This is a genomic window from Micromonospora sp. WMMD737 (assembly GCF_049179055.1).
GTDB classification, from domain to species: Bacteria; Actinomycetota; Actinomycetes; order Mycobacteriales; family Micromonosporaceae; genus Micromonospora; species Micromonospora reichwaldensis.
Window position 1 is genome coordinate 6,244,882 of sequence record NZ_JBMHMH010000001.1, and the last position, 21,927, is coordinate 6,266,808.

20 protein-coding genes, 1 tRNA gene and 1 pseudogene are annotated in these 21,927 nt (G+C 73.1%); 10 read left to right on the forward strand and 12 right to left on the reverse strand.

The annotated features are described in order from the left end of the window. Positions 1–5: 5 nt before the first annotated feature. The 5 genes from ACN27A_RS27840 to ACN27A_RS27860 all read right to left on the reverse strand — a co-directional run bounded on the left by ACN27A_RS27840 (position 6) and on the right by ACN27A_RS27860 (position 6,237). The gene (locus ACN27A_RS27840) at positions 6–1,382 is read right to left on the reverse strand and encodes a lipopolysaccharide biosynthesis protein (RefSeq protein ID WP_421457509.1); all 1,377 of its coding nucleotides are present in this window, start codon (positions 1,380–1,382) and stop codon (positions 6–8) included. Next, positions 1,379–2,446, reverse strand: a complete 1,068-nt coding sequence (locus ACN27A_RS27845) for a glycosyltransferase (protein WP_421457510.1) — start codon at positions 2,444–2,446, stop codon at positions 1,379–1,381. Before ACN27A_RS27845 ends, ACN27A_RS27840 begins: the two co-directional genes overlap by 4 nt. Beyond that, positions 2,446–3,384 (reverse strand): glycosyltransferase, encoded by a 939-nt coding sequence (locus tag ACN27A_RS27850; RefSeq protein ID WP_421457511.1) that lies wholly within the window; start codon positions 3,382–3,384, stop codon positions 2,446–2,448. Before ACN27A_RS27850 ends, ACN27A_RS27845 begins: the two co-directional genes overlap by 1 nt. A 153-nt stretch (positions 3,385–3,537) precedes the next feature. Next, the gene (locus tag ACN27A_RS27855) at positions 3,538–4,833 is read right to left on the reverse strand and encodes a sugar transferase (RefSeq protein ID WP_421458630.1); all 1,296 of its coding nucleotides are present in this window, start codon (positions 4,831–4,833) and stop codon (positions 3,538–3,540) included. 354 nt (positions 4,834–5,187) lie between these two features. Continuing rightward, positions 5,188–6,237 carry an LCP family protein gene (locus ACN27A_RS27860; RefSeq protein ID WP_421457512.1) on the reverse strand — a complete coding sequence of 350 codons (1,050 nt, stop codon included), beginning with the start codon at positions 6,235–6,237 and terminating at the stop codon, positions 5,188–5,190. 379 nt (positions 6,238–6,616) lie between these two features. On the opposite strand from ACN27A_RS27860, the gene ACN27A_RS27865 reads away from it, so the two are divergent. The 6 genes from ACN27A_RS27865 to ACN27A_RS27890 all read left to right on the forward strand — a co-directional run bounded on the left by ACN27A_RS27865 (position 6,617) and on the right by ACN27A_RS27890 (position 14,621). Beyond that, the gene (locus ACN27A_RS27865; protein WP_421457514.1) at positions 6,617–7,150 is read left to right on the forward strand and encodes a hypothetical protein; all 534 of its coding nucleotides are present in this window, start codon (positions 6,617–6,619) and stop codon (positions 7,148–7,150) included. A 208-nt stretch (positions 7,151–7,358) separates the two neighbouring features. Then, positions 7,359–11,297: an ALF repeat-containing protein gene (locus ACN27A_RS27870; RefSeq protein WP_421457515.1), complete on the forward strand. Its 3,939-nt coding sequence runs from the start codon at positions 7,359–7,361 to the stop codon at positions 11,295–11,297. Continuing rightward, positions 11,298–11,546, forward strand: coding sequence for a hypothetical protein (locus tag ACN27A_RS27875; RefSeq protein ID WP_421457517.1), 249 nt, complete (start codon positions 11,298–11,300; stop codon positions 11,544–11,546). A 174-nt stretch (positions 11,547–11,720) separates the two neighbouring features. Beyond that, positions 11,721–12,554 carry a class I SAM-dependent methyltransferase gene (locus tag ACN27A_RS27880; RefSeq protein WP_421457518.1) on the forward strand — a complete coding sequence of 278 codons (834 nt, stop codon included), beginning with the start codon at positions 11,721–11,723 and terminating at the stop codon, positions 12,552–12,554. A gap of 143 nt (positions 12,555–12,697) precedes the next feature. After that, positions 12,698–13,516 (forward strand): MOSC domain-containing protein, encoded by an 819-nt coding sequence (locus ACN27A_RS27885; RefSeq protein ID WP_421457520.1) that lies wholly within the window; start codon positions 12,698–12,700, stop codon positions 13,514–13,516. A gap of 124 nt (positions 13,517–13,640) precedes the next feature. Beyond that, positions 13,641–14,621, forward strand: a complete 981-nt coding sequence (locus ACN27A_RS27890) for an expansin EXLX1 family cellulose-binding protein (protein WP_421457522.1) — start codon at positions 13,641–13,643, stop codon at positions 14,619–14,621. A 13-nt stretch (positions 14,622–14,634) separates the two neighbouring features. Here ACN27A_RS27890 and ACN27A_RS27895 read toward each other — a convergent pair whose 3' ends face one another. From ACN27A_RS27895 to bcp, 3 genes are all read right to left on the reverse strand, one after another. Continuing rightward, positions 14,635–15,174, reverse strand: a complete 540-nt coding sequence (locus tag ACN27A_RS27895; RefSeq protein ID WP_421457524.1) for a GNAT family N-acetyltransferase — start codon at positions 15,172–15,174, stop codon at positions 14,635–14,637. A 67-nt stretch (positions 15,175–15,241) separates the two neighbouring features. Continuing rightward, positions 15,242–15,324: transfer RNA gene (locus ACN27A_RS27900), tRNA-Leu, on the reverse strand. A 67-nt stretch (positions 15,325–15,391) separates the two neighbouring features. Next, a complete protein-coding gene (gene bcp, locus ACN27A_RS27905; RefSeq protein WP_421457526.1) occupies positions 15,392–15,868 on the reverse strand; it encodes a thioredoxin-dependent thiol peroxidase in 477 nt (158 codons plus the stop codon). A gap of 244 nt (positions 15,869–16,112) precedes the next feature. Here bcp and ACN27A_RS27910 point away from each other — a divergent pair, with 244 nt between their 5' ends. The 4 genes and pseudogenes from ACN27A_RS27910 (at position 16,113) to ACN27A_RS27925 (ending at position 18,765) form a co-directional block, all read left to right on the forward strand. Beyond that, positions 16,113–16,829, forward strand: coding sequence for an energy-coupling factor ABC transporter permease (locus ACN27A_RS27910; RefSeq protein ID WP_421457528.1), 717 nt, complete (start codon positions 16,113–16,115; stop codon positions 16,827–16,829). After that, positions 16,826–17,218: a PDGLE domain-containing protein gene (locus tag ACN27A_RS27915; protein WP_421457529.1), complete on the forward strand. Its 393-nt coding sequence runs from the start codon at positions 16,826–16,828 to the stop codon at positions 17,216–17,218. The genes ACN27A_RS27910 and ACN27A_RS27915 overlap by 4 nt, the downstream gene beginning before the upstream one ends. 7 nt (positions 17,219–17,225) lie before the next feature. Next, the gene (gene cbiQ, locus ACN27A_RS27920) at positions 17,226–17,996 is read left to right on the forward strand and encodes a cobalt ECF transporter T component CbiQ (protein ID WP_421457531.1); all 771 of its coding nucleotides are present in this window, start codon (positions 17,226–17,228) and stop codon (positions 17,994–17,996) included. Then, positions 17,993–18,765: pseudogene (locus ACN27A_RS27925) on the forward strand (energy-coupling factor ABC transporter ATP-binding protein). The gene cbiQ and the pseudogene ACN27A_RS27925 overlap by 4 nt, the downstream one beginning before the upstream one ends. Before the next feature lie 46 nt (positions 18,766–18,811). Here the strand turns inward: ACN27A_RS27925 and ACN27A_RS27930 are convergent. From ACN27A_RS27930 to ACN27A_RS27945, 4 genes are read right to left on the reverse strand one after another with little or no spacing between them, the layout of a single operon-like run. After that, the gene (locus tag ACN27A_RS27930; protein ID WP_421457532.1) at positions 18,812–20,002 is read right to left on the reverse strand and encodes a hypothetical protein; all 1,191 of its coding nucleotides are present in this window, start codon (positions 20,000–20,002) and stop codon (positions 18,812–18,814) included. Then, positions 19,999–20,715 (reverse strand): DsbA family protein, encoded by a 717-nt coding sequence (locus tag ACN27A_RS27935; RefSeq protein WP_421457534.1) that lies wholly within the window; start codon positions 20,713–20,715, stop codon positions 19,999–20,001. Before ACN27A_RS27935 ends, ACN27A_RS27930 begins: the two co-directional genes overlap by 4 nt. Further along, the gene (locus ACN27A_RS27940) at positions 20,708–21,232 is read right to left on the reverse strand and encodes a MauE/DoxX family redox-associated membrane protein (protein WP_421457536.1); all 525 of its coding nucleotides are present in this window, start codon (positions 21,230–21,232) and stop codon (positions 20,708–20,710) included. The genes ACN27A_RS27935 and ACN27A_RS27940 overlap by 8 nt, the downstream gene beginning before the upstream one ends. A 31-nt stretch (positions 21,233–21,263) precedes the next feature. Then, complete coding sequence (locus ACN27A_RS27945) at positions 21,264–21,854, reverse strand: sigma-70 family RNA polymerase sigma factor (RefSeq protein ID WP_421457538.1); 591 nt, start codon at positions 21,852–21,854, stop codon at positions 21,264–21,266. Between the last annotated feature and the right edge of the window lie 73 nt (positions 21,855–21,927).

A 21,927-nucleotide genomic window follows, 5' to 3' on the forward strand; every position in this document is an offset into this window, starting at 1 on the left:
CCAACTCAGGCCCTTTCTCTCGACGGCGTCGGACCGGCGGCCGGCACGGCGTCACCCGGCGGCTGCCGGCGGAGGGCGGCGGCGAGGCAGCCCCACAGCAGTACGCAGAGGAGCGCGTCGCAGACCAGGCTGGAGACGACGGCTCCCTGCCAACCGTAGGCGGGGATGAGCCAGACGTTCAGCAACGCGTTGACGACCCCGACCGCGATCTGACACACCGTACGGCGGCCCTGCATCCGGCTGCCCGAGAGGGTGTCGGCCGCGAGGTAGTGCAGCGCCTTCAGCACGAGCAGCGCGCTCAGCCCCTGCAGCGCCGTCTCTGCCGCCGCGAACTCGGCCCCGAAGACGTACGGCATCGTCCACGCGAACGCGACGAGCGCCAGGCTGGCAGGCGCGCTGAACATCAGGTAGCGCGGCAGCAGCCGCCGGGTGAGGGCGAAGGCGGCCCGGGTCCCGTCCCGGCCGGCCTCGAAGAACTTGGGGTACGCGACCGCCGCCATGGAACGGCCGGGGGTGTACGCGAAGTCGACCACCCGGTACGCCGCCGCGTAGATGGCGGCGCTCTCGGGGGTACTCAGTCGCGACAGCATGACCTTGTCGAGGTCGTTGTAGACGGTCTGGGCCGACAGCCCCACGGCGAACAGCATCCCGGTCCGGGCCTGCCCCAGTGCGCCGCGGATGTCGAAGCCGAACCCGCCCGCGCCGCGCAGCCCGAACCCGATCACGAGCACGCTGATGACGGCGGAGATGACGGCCGACAGGGTCGCCCAGCCGTACAGCGTCATCGGTTCCGCGGCCGCGATGCCCAGGGCCAGCGCCCCGGCCAACCGACACACGTGCAGGAGTGCGGGGATGACCGAGGCGAGGAAGACCTGGCCCCGGGCCTGCACCGAGGCGGCCACGACCTCGACCAGGCGCCACGCCACCAGGTCGGCGAAGGCGAGGCAGGCGACCGCGACCACGCTCACCTGGGCGCCCCAGATGGCCACCCCCGCGGCGGTCACCAGGACCGTCGCGCCCGCGCCGAAGACGAGGGTGAGCAGCAGGCCCCGGGCGAGATGGCGGGGCCAGTCGGACGGCGAGTCGGCGTAGCTCTGGAAGATCAGGCTCGGCGCCCCGGCCGACGCGAACGGCGACACCACGGCGATGAGCGCGGTGATGCCGACGAACAACCCGTAGGTGTCGATCGGCATCTCCCGCGCGAGGAGAACGAAGAGCGCGCCCTGCGCGATGGTCCGCAGCAGGGTCCCGGTGAAGAACTTCCCGGACTTGCGCAGGAAGCCGTCGCCCCGGCCGGACAGGGCGGACCTCCGCCGGTGTGATCGCGGGCGGGCACCTTCGGGGGCCGCCACGGACCCGGCCGTGCCCCGGGCGAGCGTCACCGCTGCAACGCCTCCACCCACTGGCGGCTGACCACGGCGGGGTCGAGGGCCGCACAGCGTGCGTGCCAGGCCTTCTCGAAGTCGGCGTGGGTGGGACGCGCCTCCTGCGTCATCCTCCGCACCGCCTCCGCGAGCGCCACGGGGGTGGGCGCCGCCGCCAGCGCCCCCGGCACCAGCGTCGGGATCAACTCGTCCAGCGCGGGCACCGGCAGCGTGGCGACGGGCAGGCCGGCCTCGGCCGCCTCGACCAGGCTGAACCCGAACGTCTCGGCTCGGGAGGGGTGCACCAGCAGGTCGGCCCCGGCGAGGAGCCCACCGACGCCGGGAACCCGGCCCAGGAACGTCACGCGACCCTCCAGGCCCAGGTCACGCGCCTGGTTCTGGAGCAGTTCACGTTCTTCGCCGTCGCCGGCCAGCGTCAGGTGGTAGGTCTCCGGCAGGAGGGCGAGGGCGGACAGGGCACAGGAGTGGTTCTTGTACGGACGGAAGGCCGCCGTGGTGAGGAGTTGGATCCTGTGCGGGTCGACGACGTCCCGGGGCGCGACGAACGGGGTGAGCGGCATCGGGTTGGTGATGGTGACGACGGGTTGCTCCGGTGCGAGGTGCCGTACGGTCCTCGCGACGCCCCCCGAGACGGCCACGACGAGCCGGGGCCGCAGCACACCGACCCGGGTGACCCGGGCGAGCGTCCGCACCCTGCGGTCGATGCGCAGCCGCTCCGGGAGCAGGGAGTGTTCCCATGCCACGAAGCTCCTGCCGGACCCGGCGAGCGCCGCGCCCGCCGGCACGCTACCCCACAGGCCGCTGGCCACGATCTCGACGTCCTTCGGCAGGGCCTGCAACCGTCGGCGCAGCGGCGGCATCGCCTCCATCAGGCGGGTGATCCGGGACCCCAGGTTGAGGGTGTCGATCGGCAGGTCGCCGAGGCCGGCCGGGATCCCCCGCGACATCACGGTCGCGGAGACCTCCACGCCCTGCGCCCGGAGGCCCTGCATGAGCAGCGCGGCGGCCCGCTCCATGCCGTAGAAGGGCTCCAGTTGGGGCAGCACGAAGTGCAGACGCATCAGCGTTCTCCGTCGGTCGGGCGGGCACCGGCGGCGACGCGGGACTTGCGCATCGCCACCCGTTCCAGGGTGGCGCGCGGCACGAGACCGAGAGCGGCCAGCACCGCGTTACGGGCCGACGGCGGCGAGTTCCGGCGGATGGCGCGCACCATCTCCCGTACGCCCTGCCCGTCGCGGGACTGGAGGGCGTAGCGGAGGGTCTGCGCGGCGATGAAGTCGGAGAAGGTCTCGGGGGACCACACGCCCTCCCACCGCTTGGCCCACTCCCACGACTGGCGCCAGTCGGCACGGGCGGAGATGGAGCCGGGGCTGCCCACGGTGTAGACGGCGGTGGCCTCCTCCACCTGCACGATCCTGGCGCGGGGCAGGCGGGCCGCCCGCACCAGCCAGTCCCAGTCCTGGTGCCGGGGCAACGTCTCGTCCCACGGGCACCGGGTGGCCAGTTCGTGGGTGGTCACCAGGGTGGACGTGGGCAGCGACTGGCGGCCGACGCCGAGGTGCCGGCGGCGGAAGAGGTAGTCCTCGGGAAGCATGCCGTCGCTGATCAGCGTTTCCGGGGCGGCGGTCGGGAGGGGAGCGGCGCCGGCCTTGCGTTGCAGGATCCGGGACGACACGACGGGCAGCCAGCCCTCGGCGGCCAGCCGGTCGACCACCGGCACCTGGACCGCCAGCTTCGTCGGGAGCCAGGTGTCGTCGTCGTCCAGGAACGCCACGTGGCTGCCCGGGGCGGCGTGCGCGACCCCGAGGTTGCGCGCGTGCGAGCCCCGCCGGCCCCCGCCGGTGCACACGATCTCGTCCACGTGGCCCCGCAGTTCCTGCACGGACGCGGGAATCTCGGCCAGGTCGCACACGACAACGATGTGTACGGACACCCCCTGCTGCCCGCGTGCCGACAGCACCGCCTCCGCGATGCTGGGCCTGCCCGTGGTCGGGATCACGACCGAAACGTCCGGCAATTGACTCTCCAAGCACTCGGCGCGCGGTGGACGGCGAGCGCGCACAGGAAACAGCAGACTGTGGGGCCGGGGCCGAGGTACCCGCGGAATCCCCGGTCGGATGGGCCGTCGAGAGGACGGCCCCCGCTCAACGGCTCAGCGACCACCGCCGCGGAAGACTTCGGACACCGTCCGGATCAGCACCTTGGCGTCGAGCCACAGCGACCAGTTCTCGATGTAGTAGTTGTCGAACCGCGCCCGGTCGGAGATCGGGGTGTCGCCGCGCAGGCCACTGACCTGCGCCAGCCCGGTGAGCCCCACCGCGACCCGGTGACGCATGGCGTAGTTGGGGTACTCGGCCGAGAACTTCTCGACGAAGAACGGCCGCTCGGGCCGGGGCCCGACGACGCTCATGTCGCCCCGCAGGATGTTCCAGAGCTGCGGCAGCTCGTCCAGCGACGTGCGGCGCATGAAACGGCCGATCGGTCCGACGCGCTGGTCGTGCGCGATCGACCAGTTCGTCTGCGACTCGTGCTCGTCGACGGGACGCATCGAGCGGAACTTGATGATGTGGAACGGCTTGCCGTGGCGACCGATCCGTTCCTGGTAGAAGAAGATGCCGGGACCGCCGTCGAGGAGCGTCGCGATCGCGCAGAGCAGCAGCACGGGGCTCAGCAGGAGCAACGCGGTGGCGGCGAAGGCGATGTCCGACGCGCGCTTGAGCGCCCAGCGGGGCCCGGACAGCGTGATGTCGCCGACCTTGACGATCGGGATCGCACCGATGTGGTCGCCGTGCGAACGGGAGCCCCAGAGCCGCGGCACGGCCCACAGGTCGCAGCTCGCGCTGCGGGGCTGGCGCAGGACCTCCATCAGGGTCAGCTCCGGGCAGATCGGATCGGCGATGATGAGCACGTCGCACTCGACCATCCGCACGAGCGGTTCCAGCTGGTCCAGGGTGCCGATCAGTGGAAGCGCCGCCGGCGTCTGCGGGCGCGTGGAGTCGACGCAGCCGACGAAGCGCAGCCCGTACTGGGGGTAGCGGCGCAACAGCCGGGCGAGTTCCACGGCGATCGGGCCGCTGCCGATGATGATGGCGTTGTGCTCCACCCACCGACGCTTGCGCGCGATGGTGGCGAACTCCCGCGAGAAGACCCGGCCGACGAGGACCAGCCCGGCCGCGATGATCACCCCACGCGCGAACCCGCCCACGTAGTCGGCGGAGTCGTGACGCAGTGCCGCGACGATGGTGACCACGGCCGCGGACGCGAGCAACCGTCCGCAGAGGCTCGGCAGCTCGTCGAGGATGCTCACGTGGCGACGGGCCCGGTAGAGCCCGCCCGCCGCGAAGATGGCCACCGTCAGGCCGGCCATGCCCAGCGTCCCGCGCCAGTACTGGTGGCTGAACAGCAGGGGCGCCAACAGGGCGGCCACGTCGACGGGGGCGGTCATCATCCAGGCCCGCAGCCCCCGGGTGCGCGTGGACGCGCGGGAACTGGCGTACGGCAGGACCGCCGTCACGTCGAGGCCGGGCCGGGGCGCTCCGCTCGCCTGACCGCCTGCCGGTGGCGTGGAGGCGGGCAGCGAACCGGTGGCGTCCGTCTCGTCGCTCACCCCCACTGCCATGCCTCGTGCCGCCACCTCATCGTGCTGCGGTGTCGTGGCATGGTGGCCCATCGCCTGTTGCCTGGACATGGTTGGTCCTTCCCCGTTGACTGCCCCTGAGGCGGCACATGGCGGCTTCGAGGCGAACGAAGGATACGACCGGGGCGGGCGGCCCACCAGAGCCGCATCGGGCAGTCCAACCTCCTACTTTCCGGCGTTGAGGATGTCTGCTACGGCGTCCCGCCGAACCGCGTCGTAGAAGGACCTGGCCTTGTCGGTGTTCGCGAACACGACGCTCTCACTGCCCACCCGACCGGTGCCCTTCGTCGGGCTGGTGATGAAGCGCAGGTTGTTGCCGCGCAGGCCGCGCAGGTCGGTCGCCATGCTCAGCAGCGACATGTCCTCGTCCACCGACACGGCATTCGACGTGGCCTTGACGAAGGAGTTCAGCTTTCCCGGGTTCGTGACGATGCCCCCGGACACGGCCCGGTCGAGGATGGCCTTGATGACCTGCTGCTGGTGTCGGATGCGGGCGAAGTCCCCGTCGGGGAACTGCTTGCGCTGGCGCGAGTAGTCGAGTGCCGTCTCGCCGTCCATCCGCTGCATCCCCTGCCGGAAGGTGCGGAACGGGGGGTGGATCGAGGTGAAGTTCTTCTCCGCGTTGATGTCGATGCCGCCCAGGGCGTCGATGATCTCCTTGAACCCCGCGAAGTCGACCATCATGACGTGGTCGATCCGCACGCTCGTGAACTTCTCGACGGTCTGCACCATCAACGGCACGCCACCCCATGCGTACGCTGCGTTGATCTTCGCGTCCCGGCCGCCCTGGTTGCCCTCCTTGGACCGGGGCACGGCGACCCAGGTGTCCCGGGGGATCGAGATGAGCTGTGCGCTCGACCGGTCCTTCGGCAGGTGGGCCAGGATGATCGTGTCGGTGCGCGAGCCCGACGTGCTCTCCGGGTCGCGGGTGTCGCTGCCCAGGATCAGGATGTTCATCGCGCCCTTGGCCACCGCCTGCGGGCGCCCCGCCTCGGGGACGTCCGCGAACGCGTCGACGCGCTCGATGTCCGACTCCACCGAACGCAGGTAGAGCCCACCGGCGATCATGCCACCGCCGCCGAGCAGCGCCACCACCAGCAGGCTGATGAGGGCGACGCGTCGCCACCGGCGACGAGGCTTCGCGTGCTTGCCCGGCTGACGTTCGGTCTGGTCGGCGACCGCCTCCGGCTCGACGGACTGTTGTGGAACTGGCATGGCGGCGATGCTACTTATCCGCGAGGACGTGCGCGTACCCTCATCCGGCTGATGGCCGGTCACCGTCCGTGCAGACCCGTCCACCTCGTCATGCGACCGCAGCGCCCGAGCGGCGAGTCCGTCCGCGGCCAGCGCGGCGGTGGTCCCCCACAGCGACGCCGTGGCTCGCGTTGACGTCGAATGTCCTCATTGTCTGCTGGGGCTGCGGCCGGGTGTCGGGTGACTCTACGGTTACGGCGCTTCGCGATCGTCTCGTTGGCCGACGGGGGCACCGGCTGTCAGGGCAGCCGGGTGTGGCTATTCGGGCGACTGGATGGTTTCGGGCACTCCACTTCCAGACAGGAGCGCATCCATGAAGTTGTCCATCCGGTCGAGAGGCGTGCTGATCGGCGCCGCGGCGACAGCCGTGGTCCTCGCGGGCGGTGCGGTCGGGGTGGGAGGCGCCCTCGCGGCGGATCCCACCGACGTACCGACCGAGATCAACGGTGGATCGATCGTCGAGGACTTCAGCTACCCGAACGCCGCCGAGATCCTCGCGACGCAGAATGTCAGGTTGATCCGGGGCGACGGGCACATTCTTCTGGTCGACTGTGCCACGCCGCCGGTCGGTGACATCGGCCTGTTGAAGGTTCGGACCACCCACGAGCAGATCGGCGCCGACGGCATCGGACGCGTCTGTTTCAAGGTGACCTCTCCGTCCGGGTGGCTCGAGCTCGAGGTTCCCGGGGTGTACGAGATCCGCGGTGACGGCCAGCGCACGGGCACGGGCCACGAGGTGACCGCGGAGCTCGAGAGCGACGAGGGCGAGGAGATCACGGTCGACGTGGACCCGGACGGCAGCACCCAGGTGGGTCAGGGTGCCGACCCGACCGCTTCGCCCACGATGCTCCTTCGGCTCACGGTGACCGGCTGACGTCAGCCGGTCGCGTCTTCCTGCGACATGAGCACCTCGACGGTCCGAACCGTCGAGGTGCTCCTCGGCTCGTCCCACTGCGGCACGGGCCAGTCCTGCGCATCATCCAACGGGGATCGGAGTGACCGTGAGTACGTCACCTGGTGTTTTTCTGTCCAAACCTCCTCTTCCGGGCGCCGTCCGACGCCGAGCGCTCGTCGCAGCGCTCATGGTGCTGGCACTGCTCGTCGGCTTCCTGCGAGCCACGCCCGCTCGGGCCGAGGACCCGGCGGTCCCCCCGGACCGCACGCTGGTCGTCAACGCCTGGAAGTCGGGGGGAATGCAGGTCCGGGCGGCGGCCGAGATCGCGCTGCTCGGTACCGACGCGCAGGTCAGTGAGTTCCTCAACGGTGGTCTGGAGAAGGCCCAGCGATTCGACGAACTCGACGCGGTCGCCGGCGTGGTGAGCGAAGGCGGGCCCTCGGTGCGGGCCGCCGCCCAGCAGGCGCTGGACGCCGCCGACGCCGGCGACCTGGAGGCGGTCTCGGCGTTCCTCTCGCATGGCTGGCAGGGGCCTTCCGACATCGACACCCGACTGTCGGTCAACCAGGTGATGGCCGTCGGGGGCGACCAGGTCCGCGAGGCGGCGCAGCAGGCCCTCGACTCCGAGAACCCGGCGGTGATGCGGGCGTTCCTCGACTCCGGCTGGCAGTTGCAGTGGCAGACCGATCAGCGACTGCGGATCAACCAGGCGATGGCCACGGGCGGGCCGCAGGTCCGCGCGGCCGGGCAGAAGGCGCTCGACGCGGGAACGCCGGAGGCGCTCGAGACCTTCCTGGCGTACGGCTGGTCGGTGGCGGCGGCCCAGGACGAGGAGGTCGCCACCCTCAGCGGTCTGCTGGCCCAGGCGCAGGCCGCAGGCGAGGTGGCCGCCCGGGAGACGAAGCACGCCACGCAGGAGGCGGACCGGGCGAAGGCCGCGTCCGATGCTGCCCGGCGGGCCGCGGCGGACGCTGCGCGGGCCACCGAGGCCGCGAGGTCGAACATGAAGGAGGCTGCCGCCCAGGCGAGGCGAGCCGCAGTCGCGGCGCAGAAGGCGGCGCAGGCGGCGAAGGTCGCCGTGCAGGCGGCCGCCGCCGCGAGCCGTGCGGCACGGGCCGCCTCGACCGCCGCCGCACGGGCGGCGTCCGCGGCCTCGAAGGCCGGTCAGGCGGCGACCAAGGCATACAAGGCAGCTGCCGACGCGGCGACGGACAGGACGAAGGCGGCGGACGCCCGGGCGAAGGCGGAGCAGGCCAACGCGGCGGCCCGGGACGCGGAGGAATTCGCCAAGAAGGCCGACGCGGCCGGCAAGGCGATCGAGGCGGGCCGGGACGCCGTGGCAGCGGCAAAGTCGGCCGCCGCCCACGCGAGGTCGGCCGCGGCCGCGAACGACGACGCCGCCAGGCACGCCAACAGCGCCGGCGCTGACGCCCGGGAGGCGGTGGCCGCGGCCAACCGGGCCCGGGCCAACGCCGACCGGGCCACCAGGGCGGCGGCCGCCGCGGAGAAGTACCTCCAGGTGGCGATCAATGCCGCCTACGCGGCCCGCGACGCCGCGAAGCGCGCGGCGGTGAACGCCCGGGCTGCGGCGCAGGCCGCGATCTTCGCGGCCGACCACGCCGGCGAGGCGGTCGAGGCGGCGAAACGCGCCACCGAGTACGCCAACGCGGCGACGCAGGCGGCCACGGACGCGGTGAACGCCGGCGTGCAGGCGGCGGCCGTCTACGAGGCGGCCCGCGAGGCCGACGTGGAGCGGCTGGCGGTCTCCCGGGACCAGGGGCTGGAGGCCGCGCAGTCGGCGAATGTTGAGTACGAGTCCCAGCAGCGCGCGGGCGACTGGGACGTCGAGCAGGCGGCGAAGCGGGATGCGGAGACCAAGGGCCTGATCGCCGAGGTCCAGAACCCCGCCACCGCGCCGGCCAGGGTCGTCGCCGCCAGCCGGCAGGTTGCGCTGAACCTCACGTCGTCGCGGGGCGCCTGGACGCAGCAGGCTGCCTTGGCGGCCCTCGCGGGCAGCGATGAGCAGGCGGTCGCGTTCGTCCGGACCGGGCTCGCCGCCGCCGAGGCCCGGGACAACCGCCAGGCGGTCATGGACCTGGCGATCACCGAGAACACCGCACTGCGGGACGCGGCGCTGGCGGCGTTGGCCGGCAGCGACGCGGTCGTCGCGCAGTTCCTGCGGACCCAGAACTACCCGGGGCGCTACACGCAGGATCGGCTGAAGGTCAACCAGATCCTCGCCGCCGCCCGTACCGCGGGTGACGTCGTGCTCCAGCAGAAGGCGCAGGAGGCGCTGGACGCCGACACCCTGCAGGCTCTGCGCGACTTCCTGGACACGGGCCAGTACACGGCTGCCGCCATCGGCGAGCGTGTGCGGGTCAACCAGGTCCTGGCCGATCCGGCCAGCGGGCCGGAGCTCAAGGCCGCAGCCCAGGTCGCTCTGGACGGGCCCGCGCCCGGCCTGCGGGAATTCCTCGAGAGCGGCCGGTACGTCGCCGCCGAGCGGGACTACGACAACGCCATTCACCTCACGGTCGTCGGCAGCCTCCTCGAGCGGATCAACGAGGTCGCAGAGACCGCCGTGACGAACTCGTTCGAGGCGCAGGCCGTCGCGGCACGGGCGCGTAACGACGCCGCTCTGGCCGAGCAGCACGCCCGGGACGCGCTGCTCTCGGCGGGCAAGGCGGAGGGATTCGCGAACAAGGCGAGGGGCTACGCGAACCAGGCCGCCCAGTCGGTGCAGAAGGCCGCAGCCGCTGTCGCGACCGCCAAGGACGCGTCCACCCGGGCCAACGCCTCGGCCCGCAGCGCCATCCGGTCCGCCGCCTGGGCGGTCGCCTCGCACAAGAAGGCGATCAAGGCTGCTGCGGAGGCCAATGCCGCCGCCAAGCGTGCGTACGACTCGGCCAGGGCCGCCGGAGAGGACGCCAACGCCGCCGTCGCGGCCGCCAAGCAGGCGTACGACACGTACTCCCACGCCCAGGGCCTCGAGATCGCGAAGTGCCACACGGAGTACGCGGCCGATCCCATCGTCGAACTCGAGAGGATTCTGAGCGGCACGCAGCACGAGTGGTACCGCAACTGCGTCGCCAACGTCGTCCCCGACCCGGCGGAGCTGGCCAACCGGGCCTACACCAACGCCGCCCTCTGCGACATCTATCCCCAGGGCAGCCAGCTCTACCAGAACTGCATCCACTCCACCCTCGACCCCGAGTTCAAGGGGATGCAGCCGCTGATCTTCTTCGCCGAGTTGGTGAAGGGGCTCGTCGCCACTCTCGCTCCGGTCGGGGCGCTCGCCATCGTGCTCTGCGTCGCCACCGTCGTCTGCGGAGCCGTCGCGGGGACCCTGCTCACCGTGGGCGAGGTCGGGCTCAACGTCTACAAGCTGATCAACGGGGATCAGACCCTCGCGCAGACCCTGCTCAAACTCGGCCAGACAGCGCTCGAGACCCTGGTGTTCCTCGGTGCCGCGAAGCTCATCAGCGCCGGCTTCCAGAGTGCACGTGCTCTCTACATCGCCAACCAGAACGCCAAGAAGGCACAGGCGGAGCTGAAGGCGATGAACGCCATCCGACTGAAGATGGTGGAGGTCACCTCCTGCCTGTGGCGAGGCAGTGCCGTCACCCTCGCAGGTGTCGCGCTGCTCGCTCCTGTCGGAGTTTCCACGGCCGCCGCGCCTGCCCCGTCGGCCGTTCAGGATGCACGGCAGATCTCACTGGCGGCACCGCAATCCGCGCCAGGGTGTGGCGTCGAAACGGTACGGGAGACCGAATACGAGTGGCGGCACCCGGAGAGCAAGAGCCTGTTCGACGCCTATCTCGACGACAAGGGCGGTCTCTGGATGCTGGTCGAGGTCACAGAGGGGTCCCCCGTCCGAGGCAGAGACATCTTCATTCGGATCATGTCGCTGTTCGGGAGCCGCGTGAAGACGGTTGAAGGTAACCTCGTGGACTCCAACAAGGATTCCTTCGCCGCCGCGCTTGCCGCCGGGAAGACCCCCACAGAAGCGGCCTGGGCGACCTGGACCGGCAAGATGGCACGTGAGCACGGCTTCACGAAGATCCTCCACGTCGATCAGAAGGTTCTTCCGGGCAAGCCGGTGCGGATCACCTTCGGGAGGCCATGAGTGATCGAATGGGACGAGTGGCATCCGTTCCTTCGCAGAATCGTGAACGAGGGCGGCGACATCGGCGACGTGGCGCGCGCCATCAGAGATCACGGCGAAGGCCGGTACATCCAGGCGGGACGCGCGGCGCGAGAGGAGTTCGGGCTGCCCTTGCCCGACGTCCTGAAGATCATTGCCTGGGCCGAGGCGAAGGGTGGCGACGACGGCCTGGCTGAACTTCGCGCGGAGATCCGTACTCCATTGAAGTGATCGCTGATTCCGGTCGCTGAACGTCTGTGATGGTGAACCTCCCGAGCGGGAGTGCCTCTGGTCCGAGGTGCTCCCGCTCGGTCGCATCCCGCCCCACCTTTCGCTCGCCCACTTCACCGGCGCCAGCGCCAGCTTCCACTACACCTGACCGCCTGCGACTGGTAGAACCCTTGCGTGGACGCAACGAAGCTTCGACGGGCCATCGCCCGCACCCCCCTCGCCCCCGTCGCGGCCTTTCCCAAGCGCCTGGCCCGCGTCGCCCGCCACGACGCCAAGGTGCTGCGCACCTCGGCCCGCTGGCTGGTCACCTCGCGTGAGCACCACAACTACACGTACGAGCTGACCAAGCTGAGCCGACACCACCTCGCCTGGTTCGTCAGCGTGATCTGCGACGTGCCGGTCAAGCAGGTCCGCGCGTACTTCGCCGAGATCGAGTCGGACGACGTGCTGCGCCGGCACATCGAGTCCGCCACCGCCGGCACCGCCCGCCGGGGCCTGGCCGACCGGCAGGTCCGCTACGCCCGCCGCATCGGCTGGTACGCCATCGTGCGCGCCACGAAGCCGACGCACGTGGTCGAGACCGGCGTCGACAAGGGGCTCGGCAGTTGCGTGCTCGCCGCCGCGCTGCTGCGCAACGCCGCCGAGGGGCAGCCCGGCCGGGTCACCTCGCTGGACATCAACCCGGAGGCCGGCTACCTCGCCCGGACCGCGCCCTGGTCGGAGGTGGTCGACCTGGTGATCGGGGACTCGATCGCCTCCATCGGCGCGCTGGACCGGCCGGTCGACCTCTTCCTGCACGACAGCGACCACAGCCGGGCCCACGAGAAGCGCGAGTTCGAGGCGGTCGAGGGCAGGTTGGCCCCGGGCGCGATCCTGCTGACCGACAACGTCACCGCCACCAACGTGCTCGCCGAGCACGCCGAGCGCACCGGCCGGCGGTTCCTCGCCTACCGGGAGACCCCCGCCAACCACTGGTACCCGGGGGACGGCATCGGCGTCGCCTGGTGATAGCGGTCGTGTGGGCCGGGCCGGCGCGAGGTGCCGGAGGTGCTCGACCAGCCGGGGCACGCTGAGCGCGCGTCCCGTCGCGACGACCCGGTACGGGAGCAGGCGGGGCGACGGTCGCGCGCGGGCCGTGGCAGGGTGGGCGGATGCGGTTGAGCGCCATCCACACGTACCCCGTCAAGGGTTGTCGCCGGCTCGACCACGACGTCGCGGGCGTCGAGCCGTGGGGCCTGGCCGGCGACCGGCGCTGGATGATCGTCGACGCGGACGGCGTCGGCGTCACCCAGCGGGAGACCACGCGCCTGGTCGGCCTGCACGCCACGCCCCACGACGGCGGCCTGCTGCTGCGCGCCGAGGGGCACGACGACCTGGCCGTGCCCGAGCCCGTCGGCGGCGAACCCGTCGCGGTGCGGACCTTCCGCAACCGCAAGCTGCCCGTTCCCGCGCTCCCCGCCGGACCGGCGGCCGACGCCTGGATCGGCGCGTTCCTGGGCCGCGCCGTCCGGCTGGTCTGGCTCGCCCGACCGACCCGGCACATCCCGCCGGGGGACCGGGAGCACGACACCGGTGAGCAGGTCAGCTTCGCCGACGCCTACCCGCTGCTGCTGGCCACCGCCGCCTCGCTCGACGCGCTCAACGGGTGGCTCGCCGAGGCCGGCGAGGAGCCCGTGCCGATGGCGCGATTCCGCCCCAACCTGGTGGTGGAGGGCGCGCCGGCCTGGGCCGAGGACGACTGGGCCGGCCGGTCGCTGCGCATCGGCGCCGCCCGCTTCCGCGCCGCCGGGCCGTGCGACCGCTGCGTGGTCACCACCACCGACCAGGACACGGGAGTACGCGGAAAGGAACCGCTGCGCACCCTCGCCCGGCACCGCAAGGTGCGGCAGAAGCTCCTCTTCGGACTCCATCTCGTTCCGGCGGACGCGGGCAGCGTCGCGCTCGGCGACGAGCTGGTGGTGGAGGACTGACCGGCGACCCGGTGGGCCGCTTAGCGTGCCGTCGGGTGGATCCTCGCTCGTGGCGGGCCTCGGCGCGGCGCCTCGGTCCGGCGGACTTGTCCGCCGCGGCGGCGGTACGGCAGCATCGACCGGCGTGACCGACGGTACCGCTCCCACGGCAGACCTGCGCGCCCCCGGACGCCGCCGCGCGCCACGCTCCCGGGCCCCCCGCCGGCTCGCCGCCGGCGGTGTCGCGACGCTCGCGGCGGTGCTCGGCCTCAGTGTGACCCTGCGCTCCGGGCCCACCCCCGCCTGCGCCGCGTCGCCCGCCCTCGCCGCACCGCCCGCTGCCGGCGTCGTCCACGAGGGACAGGCCACCTTCTACGACTCGAAGGGCGCCGGCGGGAACTGCTCCTACCCGGCCGCGCCCGCGAACCGGCTCTACGTCGCACTGGGCCCCGACGCGTACGCGGCCGGCGCGGCCTGCGGCGGCCACCTCGACGTGACCGGCCCGCAGGGCACCGTGCGGGTACTCGTCACGGACCAGTGCCCGGAGTGCGCCGCCGGCCACCTCGACCTCTCCCGGGAGGCGTTCGCCCGGATCGCCAACCCCGCGGAGGGCGTCGTGCAGGTCAGCTACCGCGCGGTGGCCGACCCGCCGCTGACCGGCCCGCTCACCTTCCGGATGAAGGAGGGTTCGTCGCGGTGGTGGTTCGCCGTCCTGGTCGCCGGCCACGGCAACCCGCTGCGCGCCGTCGACGTGCGGCCGACGGGCGCCGGTGGCTGGCGCTCGGCGGCGCGGGAGGACTACAACTACTGGCTCGTCCCGTCCGGCGTCGGGCCCGGCCCGTACGAGATCCGGGTCACCGACACCCGGGGGCACCGGGTCACCGCCACCGGCGTCCGGATGGCGCCGGGGCAGGTCCAACGCGGCTCGGTCCGGATGTACGGCCGGGGCGGCGCCGCCGCGACCCGCCCACCGTCGCCCATGCGGTCCCCCTCGGCCCGGCCCGATCCGGCCGGCACGGCCCCGGCGACCCCGTCGGCGGTGCGGTCCTCCGGCCGGCCGGTGGCGGAGGCTGCGGTCGAGCCCTCCGCGCTCGGGTCCACGTTGCCGCGCGCCTGCGGGGGCTGAGGCCGGGCTCGGCTCAGCGCCCGGGCCCCGACGGGGCGGTCAGGTCCCGCCACATGAGGATCTCGTCGCGGTCGTCGCCGGGGGCGACCCGCAGCGCGCCGGGCAGCCGCCCGATCTCCCGGTAACCGAGCCCCCGGTAGAACCGGTCGAGCCCCAGCCCGTCCCGGACGGTCACGTGCAGCGCCTCCCATCCCATCCCGCGGCCGAGGCGCTCGGCCTCGCGCATCAGCGCGGCGCCGTACCCGTTGCCCTGGGTGTCCGGGTGGACCATCACCCGCTTCAGCACGCACCAGTGCGCCTTCAGGTCGAACCGGTTGTCGCAGAAGATAAGCGCGGCGACGGGCCGCTCGCCCGCGTACCCCACGAGGAGGCGGTCCGGGCCCTCCGCGATGCCGGCGAAGGTGGGGTCCGCGGTGTGCCGGACGTCGGCGACGGTGACCGGTGGCACGAAGCCGACCGCCCCGCCGGCGTTGGTGACGTCGACCCAGAGGGCGACGATCCGTTCCCGCAACTCGGGGGTCAGCTCGGGATCGAGGACGAAGCGCAGGCTCACCCGGTAATCCTGACCGCGCGGGCCCCGCGCCGACCCGCGATCGTGATGCGCGCGACAGAGCGCTCGGTGCGGGAGGGGGGATTCGAACCCCCACGTCCTTTCGGACAATAGGACCTAAACCTACCGCGGCTGCCGTTACGCCACTCCCGCCGACCCGCTGAGTCTAGAGTGTCGCGCCGCACCGGTGGTGGGCTCGGTCCCGGCGCGGGCGGCGATCTCAGTCCAGCCCGAGATCCCGGCGCAGCTTGGCGACGTGGCCGGTGGCCTTCACGTTGTAGAGCGCGCGCTCGATCTTGCCGTCCGCGTCGATGACGAAGGTCGAGCGGATCACGCCGGTCACCGTCCTGCCGTACGACTGCTTCTCGCCGTACGCGCCGTAGGCGCTCAGCACGGCCTTGTCGGTGTCGGCGACCAGCGGGAAGGTGATGGCGTCGCGCTCGCGGAACTTCGCCAGCTTCTCCGGCTTGTCGGGCGAGATCCCGACGACCTCGTAGCCGGCGGCCTGGAGCGAGGCGAGCGAGTCACGGAAGTCGCAGGCCTGCTTGGTGCAGCCGGGCGTCATGGCCGCCGGGTAGGCATAGAGCACGACCTTGCGGCCGCGCAGGCCGGTCAGCGAGAGCGTCTCGCCGGTGTCGGTGGGGAGGCTGAACTCGGGCGCGGGGTCACCGGGGGAGAGGCGGTCGGGCGCGGTCATGGCACGACCCTACCGCTGGCCCCGGCCGTCCCCGGACGGCACGCCGACCCCGACCGGAACGCGTCCCGGCCGCCTCGGGGGCGGCGCGCCGGCCCGACCGGAACGCCGCCCCGTCCGGCACGTCGGGTCGGCGGCGGACGCGCAATCGGGCGTACGCCAGTTGCCAGCTATTGGCAACAGCCAAGCTTGGGAAATAGGCTGACGTCAACGGCCAGGCCTGGCCGGGCGACGCGTGGGAGGCCGCGTGGAGAACCTGGCGATGCACATCTCGAACGGGATCATCGACGGTCCCGTCGCGGCGGTCTTCGCGGCGGTGGCGCTGCTCGCGATGACGTTCTGCGTCCTGCGCGGCAGGCGCGACCTGGACGACCGGTTGGCCCCGATGGCCGGGCTCGTGGCGGCGTTCATCTTCGCCGTGCAGATGCTCAACTTCCCGATCTTCACCGCCGGCGTCAGCGGTCACCTGCTCGGCGGGGCGCTCGCCGCGATGCTGGTCGGCCCGTGGGTCGGCGCGCTCTGCGTGGCCGTGGTGCTGGTCGTGCAGGCGCTCGTCTTCGGCGACGGCGGCGTGGCCATGCTCGGGCTCAACATCACCAACATGGCCGTGCTCGGCACCGCCGCGGCGTACCTGCTGATCGCGCTGCTGCTCCGGGTGCTGCCGCGCACCCCGGCCGGCCTGGGCGTGACCGCCTTCGTCTCCGCGCTGGTCAGCGTGGTGGTCGCGTCGATGGGCTTCGTGCTCCAGTACCAGCTCGGCGGCACCACCGACCTCGGCGGCAACCTGGGCGGTCTGGCCGGCACGATGGCCGGCGTGCACCTGCTGATCGGCATCGGCGAGGGCCTGATCACCGCGACCACGGTGGTCACCGTCGCGAAGGTCCGGCCGGATCTCGTCTACGCGCTGCGCGGGCTGCGCGCGGCGCCCACGCCCGCCGTCCCGGCCGTCGGAGGTGTCCGGTGAGGAAGCGTTCCTGGGGATTCGTCGTCGGCGGGCTGCTGGTGGCCCTGCTCCTCGCCGGGGTGGTCAGCAACTTCGCCTCGTCCCACCCCGACGGGCTGGACTCGTCGCTGCGCGAGGGCTGCACCTTCGACGCCGACGACAACATCACCGGCGGCAGCTGCCCCGCCCAGCGGGAGCGCGAACACGAGGTCGGCGGGCCGCTGGCCGACTACGGGGTGGCGGGGATCGACAACGAGTTCCTCTCCACCGGCCTGTCCGGCGTCCTCGGCGTGCTGCTCACCTTCGCGGTGGCCGGCGGGGCGTTCTGGCTGGTCCGCCGCCGCGACCCCCGGGACGAGGACGCGGCCGGGGGCGCCCGTACCCCCGTCGGGGCGTCGGGCCGGGAGTAGCGGCCGGATGGGCGCCGGGCACGCGCACGTGCTGTACCGGGACGCCGCGTCACCGGTGCACCGGCTCCCGCCCGAGGTCAAGATCGCGGCGATGGTGGCGTTCACCCTCGCCGTGGTCGGCACCCCGCGCGGGGCCTTCTGGGCCTTCGGCGCGTACGCCCTGCTGGTCGCGGTGGTGGCGACGCTGGCCCGGGTGGGGCCCGGCTGGCTGCTGCGCCGGTCGCTGATCGAGCTGCCGTTCGTGCTGTTCGCGGTGGCGCTGCCGTTTCTCGGCGCCGGTGAGCGGGTCGAGGTGCTCGGCCTGAGCCTGTCGTCCGACGGGCTGCTCGGGGCGTGGAACATCGTCGCCAAGGGCACCCTCGGCGTGCTCGCCTCGTTGGTGCTCGCCGCGACGACCACGACCCGGGACCTGATCGTCGGCCTGGACCGGCTGCGCTGCCCCCAGATCCTCACCCAGATCGCCACGTTCATGCTGCGCTACCTGGACGTGCTGGTCGGCGAGGCCCGCCGGATGCGGGTGGCGCGGATGTCCCGGGGCGACGATCCGCGCTTCCTGTGGCAGTTGCGCGGCTTCGCGACCGGCGTCGGCGCGCTCTTCCTGCGCGCGTTCGAACGCGGCGAGCGGGTCTACCTGGCGATGCTGTCGCGCGGCTACACCGGGCGGATGCCGGCGGTGTGGCAGGGCGCGGGTGCGGCGACCGCCGGGCAGTGGCTGGTCGCGGCCACCGTGCCGGCCCTGGCGGCCGGCATCGCCGCCATGGCCGTCGTGCTGACATGATCGGAGCCGTGCAGACCGCCCTCTCCCTGGACGTTCGTGGCGTCCGCTACGCGTATCCGGACGGGCACGTCGCCCTGCACGGGGTGGACCTGACCGTGCCGCGCGGCGACCGGGTGGCGCTGCTCGGCCCCAACGGCGCCGGGAAGACCACGCTGGTGCTGCACCTCAACGGCATCCTCACCCCGGCCGAGGGGAGCGTGAGCGTCGGCGGGGCGGGCTGGCCGTCAGCCAGGACCGGGCTACGCTCGCCGAGGTACGCCGCCGGGTGGGCATCGTCTTCCAGGACCCGGACGACCAGCTCTTCCTGCCCACGGTCGCCGAGGACGTGGCGTTCGGGCCGGCCAACCTGGGCCTGCGCGGGGCGGAGCTGTCCGCCCGGGTGGACGAGGCCCTCGCCGCCGTCGGGATGGGCGAGCACCGGGACCGCGCGCCGCACCACCTCTCCTTCGGGCAGCGGCGCCGCGTGGCGGTGGCCACCGTGCTCGCCATGCACCCGGAGATCCTCGTCCTCGACGAGCCGTCGTCCAACCTCGATCCGGCGGCTCGCCGCGAGCTGGCCGGCATCCTGCGCGCCCTGCCGGTGACCCTGCTGATGGTCACCCACGATCTGCCGTACGCCCTGGAACTCTGCGACCGCTCGGTCATCCTGGACGCCGGCCGCATCGTCGCCGACGCCCCCACGGCCGATCTCCTGGCGGACGCCGACCGCCTCGCCCGCCACCGCCTCGAACTCCCCCGAGGCTTCACCCCCACCCCCACCCCCCGCTGAGCCCCCCGCACCCCCACGCCCCACCCCCGAGGCGTCGATCATGCACTCATGGTGCCCGATCAGACCTCTTATGCTCTGGTTCGTCCCCCACCACAACTCCATGATCGACGCGCGGGGCGGGGGTGGAGGGCGGGGTGGGGGGCGGGGTGGGGGGAGTGGGGGTGGGGGGAGTGGGGGTGGGGGTGGGGCGGGCGGCGTGGAGGCGGAGGGCGCCGGCCGCCGTGGCGCCGGCGCCGGCGACGAGGATCAGGGCGACCAGGATCCGGGCCGTCGTCGCCGGCCACGGCACGGGGGCGACGGCGCGGGCGAAGACGGCGGCGTTGGCCACCCCGGCGAAGAGCGCCAGGCAGGCCCCGGCCAGCGCCAGCGCGAAGTCGGCCGCCGGCCGGCGGGCCAGCGCGAAGACCCCGGCGGCGACGGCGCCGAGCCCGGTCAGCAGCGCCCAGACCTGCCCGCCGAGCAGGCCGGTCAGCACCCCGCCCACGCCCCGCGCGCCGGCGTCGACCTCCCGGCCCACGGTGAACACCACCGCGGCCACCCCGCCGACGACCAGCAGTCCGCCGAGCCCGGCCAGCGCCCGGGCGCCCGGCCCGGAGCGGGCCGGCAACAGCCCGAGAGCCCCCACGGCCAGCAGCCCGACCGTGGCGACCACCCACCAGACGTACGCGTCCGGCGGCGGCACCCAGTCGAGGGTGCCGCGGATCTCCCCCGTCCCGGTCTCGGTGCGCAGCGGCACCGTCCAGTCCCGCACCCGGTGCTCCCGGTCCGGGGCGGCGCGCACCTGCGGCGGCGGTGCCGACTCCCGCCAGAGTGCCCGCTGGTCGTGCCAGCGCGCGGTGGCGGAGTCGTCGACGCGCCGCCAGTCCGGTGCGGCGGCGGGGTTCGCCTCGGCCGGCAGCCGCGTGTCCCCGGCGATGGTCCGGTTCAGGTACGTCGCGGGGGAGCGGACGTTCTCGTACACGCCGTCGGGGCCGACCCGCAGGTAGGGCTCGCCGGAGTAGCCGAGCACCTCGACGGCGCGGTCGCCGGTGTTGGTCAGCTCCAGCCGCGCGCCCGCCTCGATCACCCGTACGCTCAGCTCGGGGCGGGCCGGGGCGACGGCGGTCACCTCGGTGCGGTAGTCGGTGCCGTCGGGAGCGTCCGCGCCGTGCGCGGCGGCCGGGGCGGCGAACGCGACAGTCGCCGTCAGCGTGCCGGCGAGCACCAGGCCGGCGCGGGTCACCAGGTCGCGGATCACCTGCCGGCCGCCTCCACCGCCGACTTGATCCCCTCCGGGCTGCGGTCGGCGATCTCCTCGCCGTCGACCAGGATCGTCGGGGTGCCGGTGATGTTGGCCTTGCTGGCCTCCTGCGTCACGTGCTCGGTCCACGGCTTGAAGGTGCCCTCCCGCAGACAGGAGGCGAAGCCGTCCCGGTCGAGGCCGGCGCCCGCCGCGATGTCGGCCAGTTCCCCGTCGCTGAGCCCCGCGCCGCCCTCCGGCGGCTGCCGGTCGAACAGCGCCTTGGCGTACTCCCGGTATCGGCCGCCCTCCGCCGCGCAGCCGGAGGCGGCCGAGGAGCGGGTCGAGTACTGGGTGCTGGAGAAGCGGTTCAGGTACGCCACCGGGTGGTAGACGACCCGCACCTTGCCCTCGCTGATCAGCTGGTCGAGGGTCGGGCCGCTGGCCTGCTCGAACTGCTTGCAGGCCGGGCAGAGGAAGTCCTCGTAGACGTCGATGGTGACCGGGCCCGAGCCGGCGACGACCCCGGTGCCGGCCTCGTTCGAGCCGGTCGGCGCGGTGAAGTCGTCGGAGCGCTGGCTGGAGTAGACGCTCCAGCCGATCAGGCCGGCGACGACCAGGACGGTCACGGCGGCCACGGAGACCCAGAGCGTCCGCTTGCGCCGCCGCTCCCGGGCCAACTGCTCGCGGACCACCCGGGCGGAGCCCTTCTGCCCCTTGCGACTACTCATCCTCGTCCTCCACGGATGTGTCCCCCGCCAGCCAGCCGTCCACCGAGACGGGGGTGCGGGGCCAGATCAGCAGGAACCCGGCCAGCGCCAGGAATCCCAGGTCCCGGAGGATCTCCGGGAGGTAGCTCGGGCTCTGGCCCTCGGCGAGCTCCCCGCCGGCGCCGAAGCAGCCGCAGTCGATGGCGAGGCCCCGACTCCAGGCCGAGACGATGCCGACGATGAAGACCACCAGCAGCGCCGCGGACACCCCGGCGGAGAGCCGGGTGGCCAGGCCGAGCAGCAGCAGCAGGCCCAGGGCCAGCTCGACGAAGGGCAGCGCCGCGCCGATCACCGTGGCGAGGTCGTACGGCATGACCTGGTAGGCGTTGACGGCGCGACCGGAGGCGGCCAGGTCACCGACCTTGCTGCCGCCGGCGACGAGCCACACGGCGGCCAGGCCCAGCCGGACGGCGACCCCGATCCAGGGGCGGACGGCGGGCCAGCGGGCGACCCGGGTGTGCGGTGCGGTCACGATCATTGGTCGTCCCGTCCCCGGCGGAAGTTCCCGGTCATCCGGCGAGGGCGTCGCCGACCGCCTCGACGAGGTCGTTGCGGGCCCGGGCCACCCGCGAGCGGATGGTGCCCACGGGCACCCCCTCCACGGCGGCGGCCTCGGCGTACGACAGGCCGAGCAGTTGGGTGAGCACGAACGCCGCGCGGCGCTCGGCGGGCAGCCGGCGGACCAGGTCGGCGGCGCCGAGCTGGCCGGCGGGGTCCGGGTGTGGCCGGTCGGTCCAGGCGTCGGCGGCGAGCCGCTCGCCGAGCCGGCGGCGACGCACGACGGCGCGCAGGTGGTCGGCGCAGGCCCGGCGGGCGATGCCCAGCAGCCAGGTGCGGGCGCTGGAGCGGCCCTCGAACGCCGGCAGCGCCCGGAACGCCCGCAGGTAGGTGTCCTGGGTCAGGTCGTCGGCGCTGTCCGGGTCGACGAGCGCGGCGGTGAAGCGCCACACCTCGGCCTGGGTCAGCCGGACGAAGGCGGCCTGGGCGACGGGGTCCCCGTCGCGGGCGGCCAGCGCCCACTCGGTCGCCGATTCCCGCGCAGCGACGCCCGCGTCACCGGTCGGACTGGCGGCGGGGGTCTCGCGCGGGGCGGGGATCACGACAGTCCAGGTTACGCGGCGTGGTCGGGCGGGGGAGGGTCCTTCGACCCTTCCATGGCCTGCGCCACCCCGG

What these genes read in the sequence shown, in the direction of transcription:
- ACN27A_RS27845 (WP_421457510.1), bottom strand. Translation starts at nt 2,446, where the DNA reads ATGCGTCTGCACTTCGTGCTGCCCCAACTGGAGCCCTTCTACGGCATG.
- ACN27A_RS27855 (WP_421458630.1), bottom strand. Translation starts at nt 4,833, where the DNA reads ATGATGACCGCCCCCGTCGACGTGGCCGCCCTGTTGGCGCCCCTGCTG.
- ACN27A_RS27860 (WP_421457512.1), bottom strand. Translation starts at nt 6,237, where the DNA reads ATGCCAGTTCCACAACAGTCCGTCGAGCCGGAGGCGGTCGCCGACCAG.
- ACN27A_RS27870 (WP_421457515.1), top strand. Translation starts at nt 7,359, where the DNA reads ATGGTGCTGGCACTGCTCGTCGGCTTCCTGCGAGCCACGCCCGCTCGG.
- ACN27A_RS27885 (WP_421457520.1), top strand. Translation starts at nt 12,698, where the DNA reads ATGCGGTTGAGCGCCATCCACACGTACCCCGTCAAGGGTTGTCGCCGG.
- bcp (WP_421457526.1), bottom strand. Translation starts at nt 15,868, where the DNA reads ATGACCGCGCCCGACCGCCTCTCCCCCGGTGACCCCGCGCCCGAGTTC.
- cbiQ (WP_421457531.1), top strand. Translation starts at nt 17,226, where the DNA reads ATGGGCGCCGGGCACGCGCACGTGCTGTACCGGGACGCCGCGTCACCG.
- ACN27A_RS27935 (WP_421457534.1), bottom strand. Translation starts at nt 20,715, where the DNA reads ATGAGTAGTCGCAAGGGGCAGAAGGGCTCCGCCCGGGTGGTCCGCGAG.
- ACN27A_RS27940 (WP_421457536.1), bottom strand. Translation starts at nt 21,232, where the DNA reads ATGATCGTGACCGCACCGCACACCCGGGTCGCCCGCTGGCCCGCCGTC.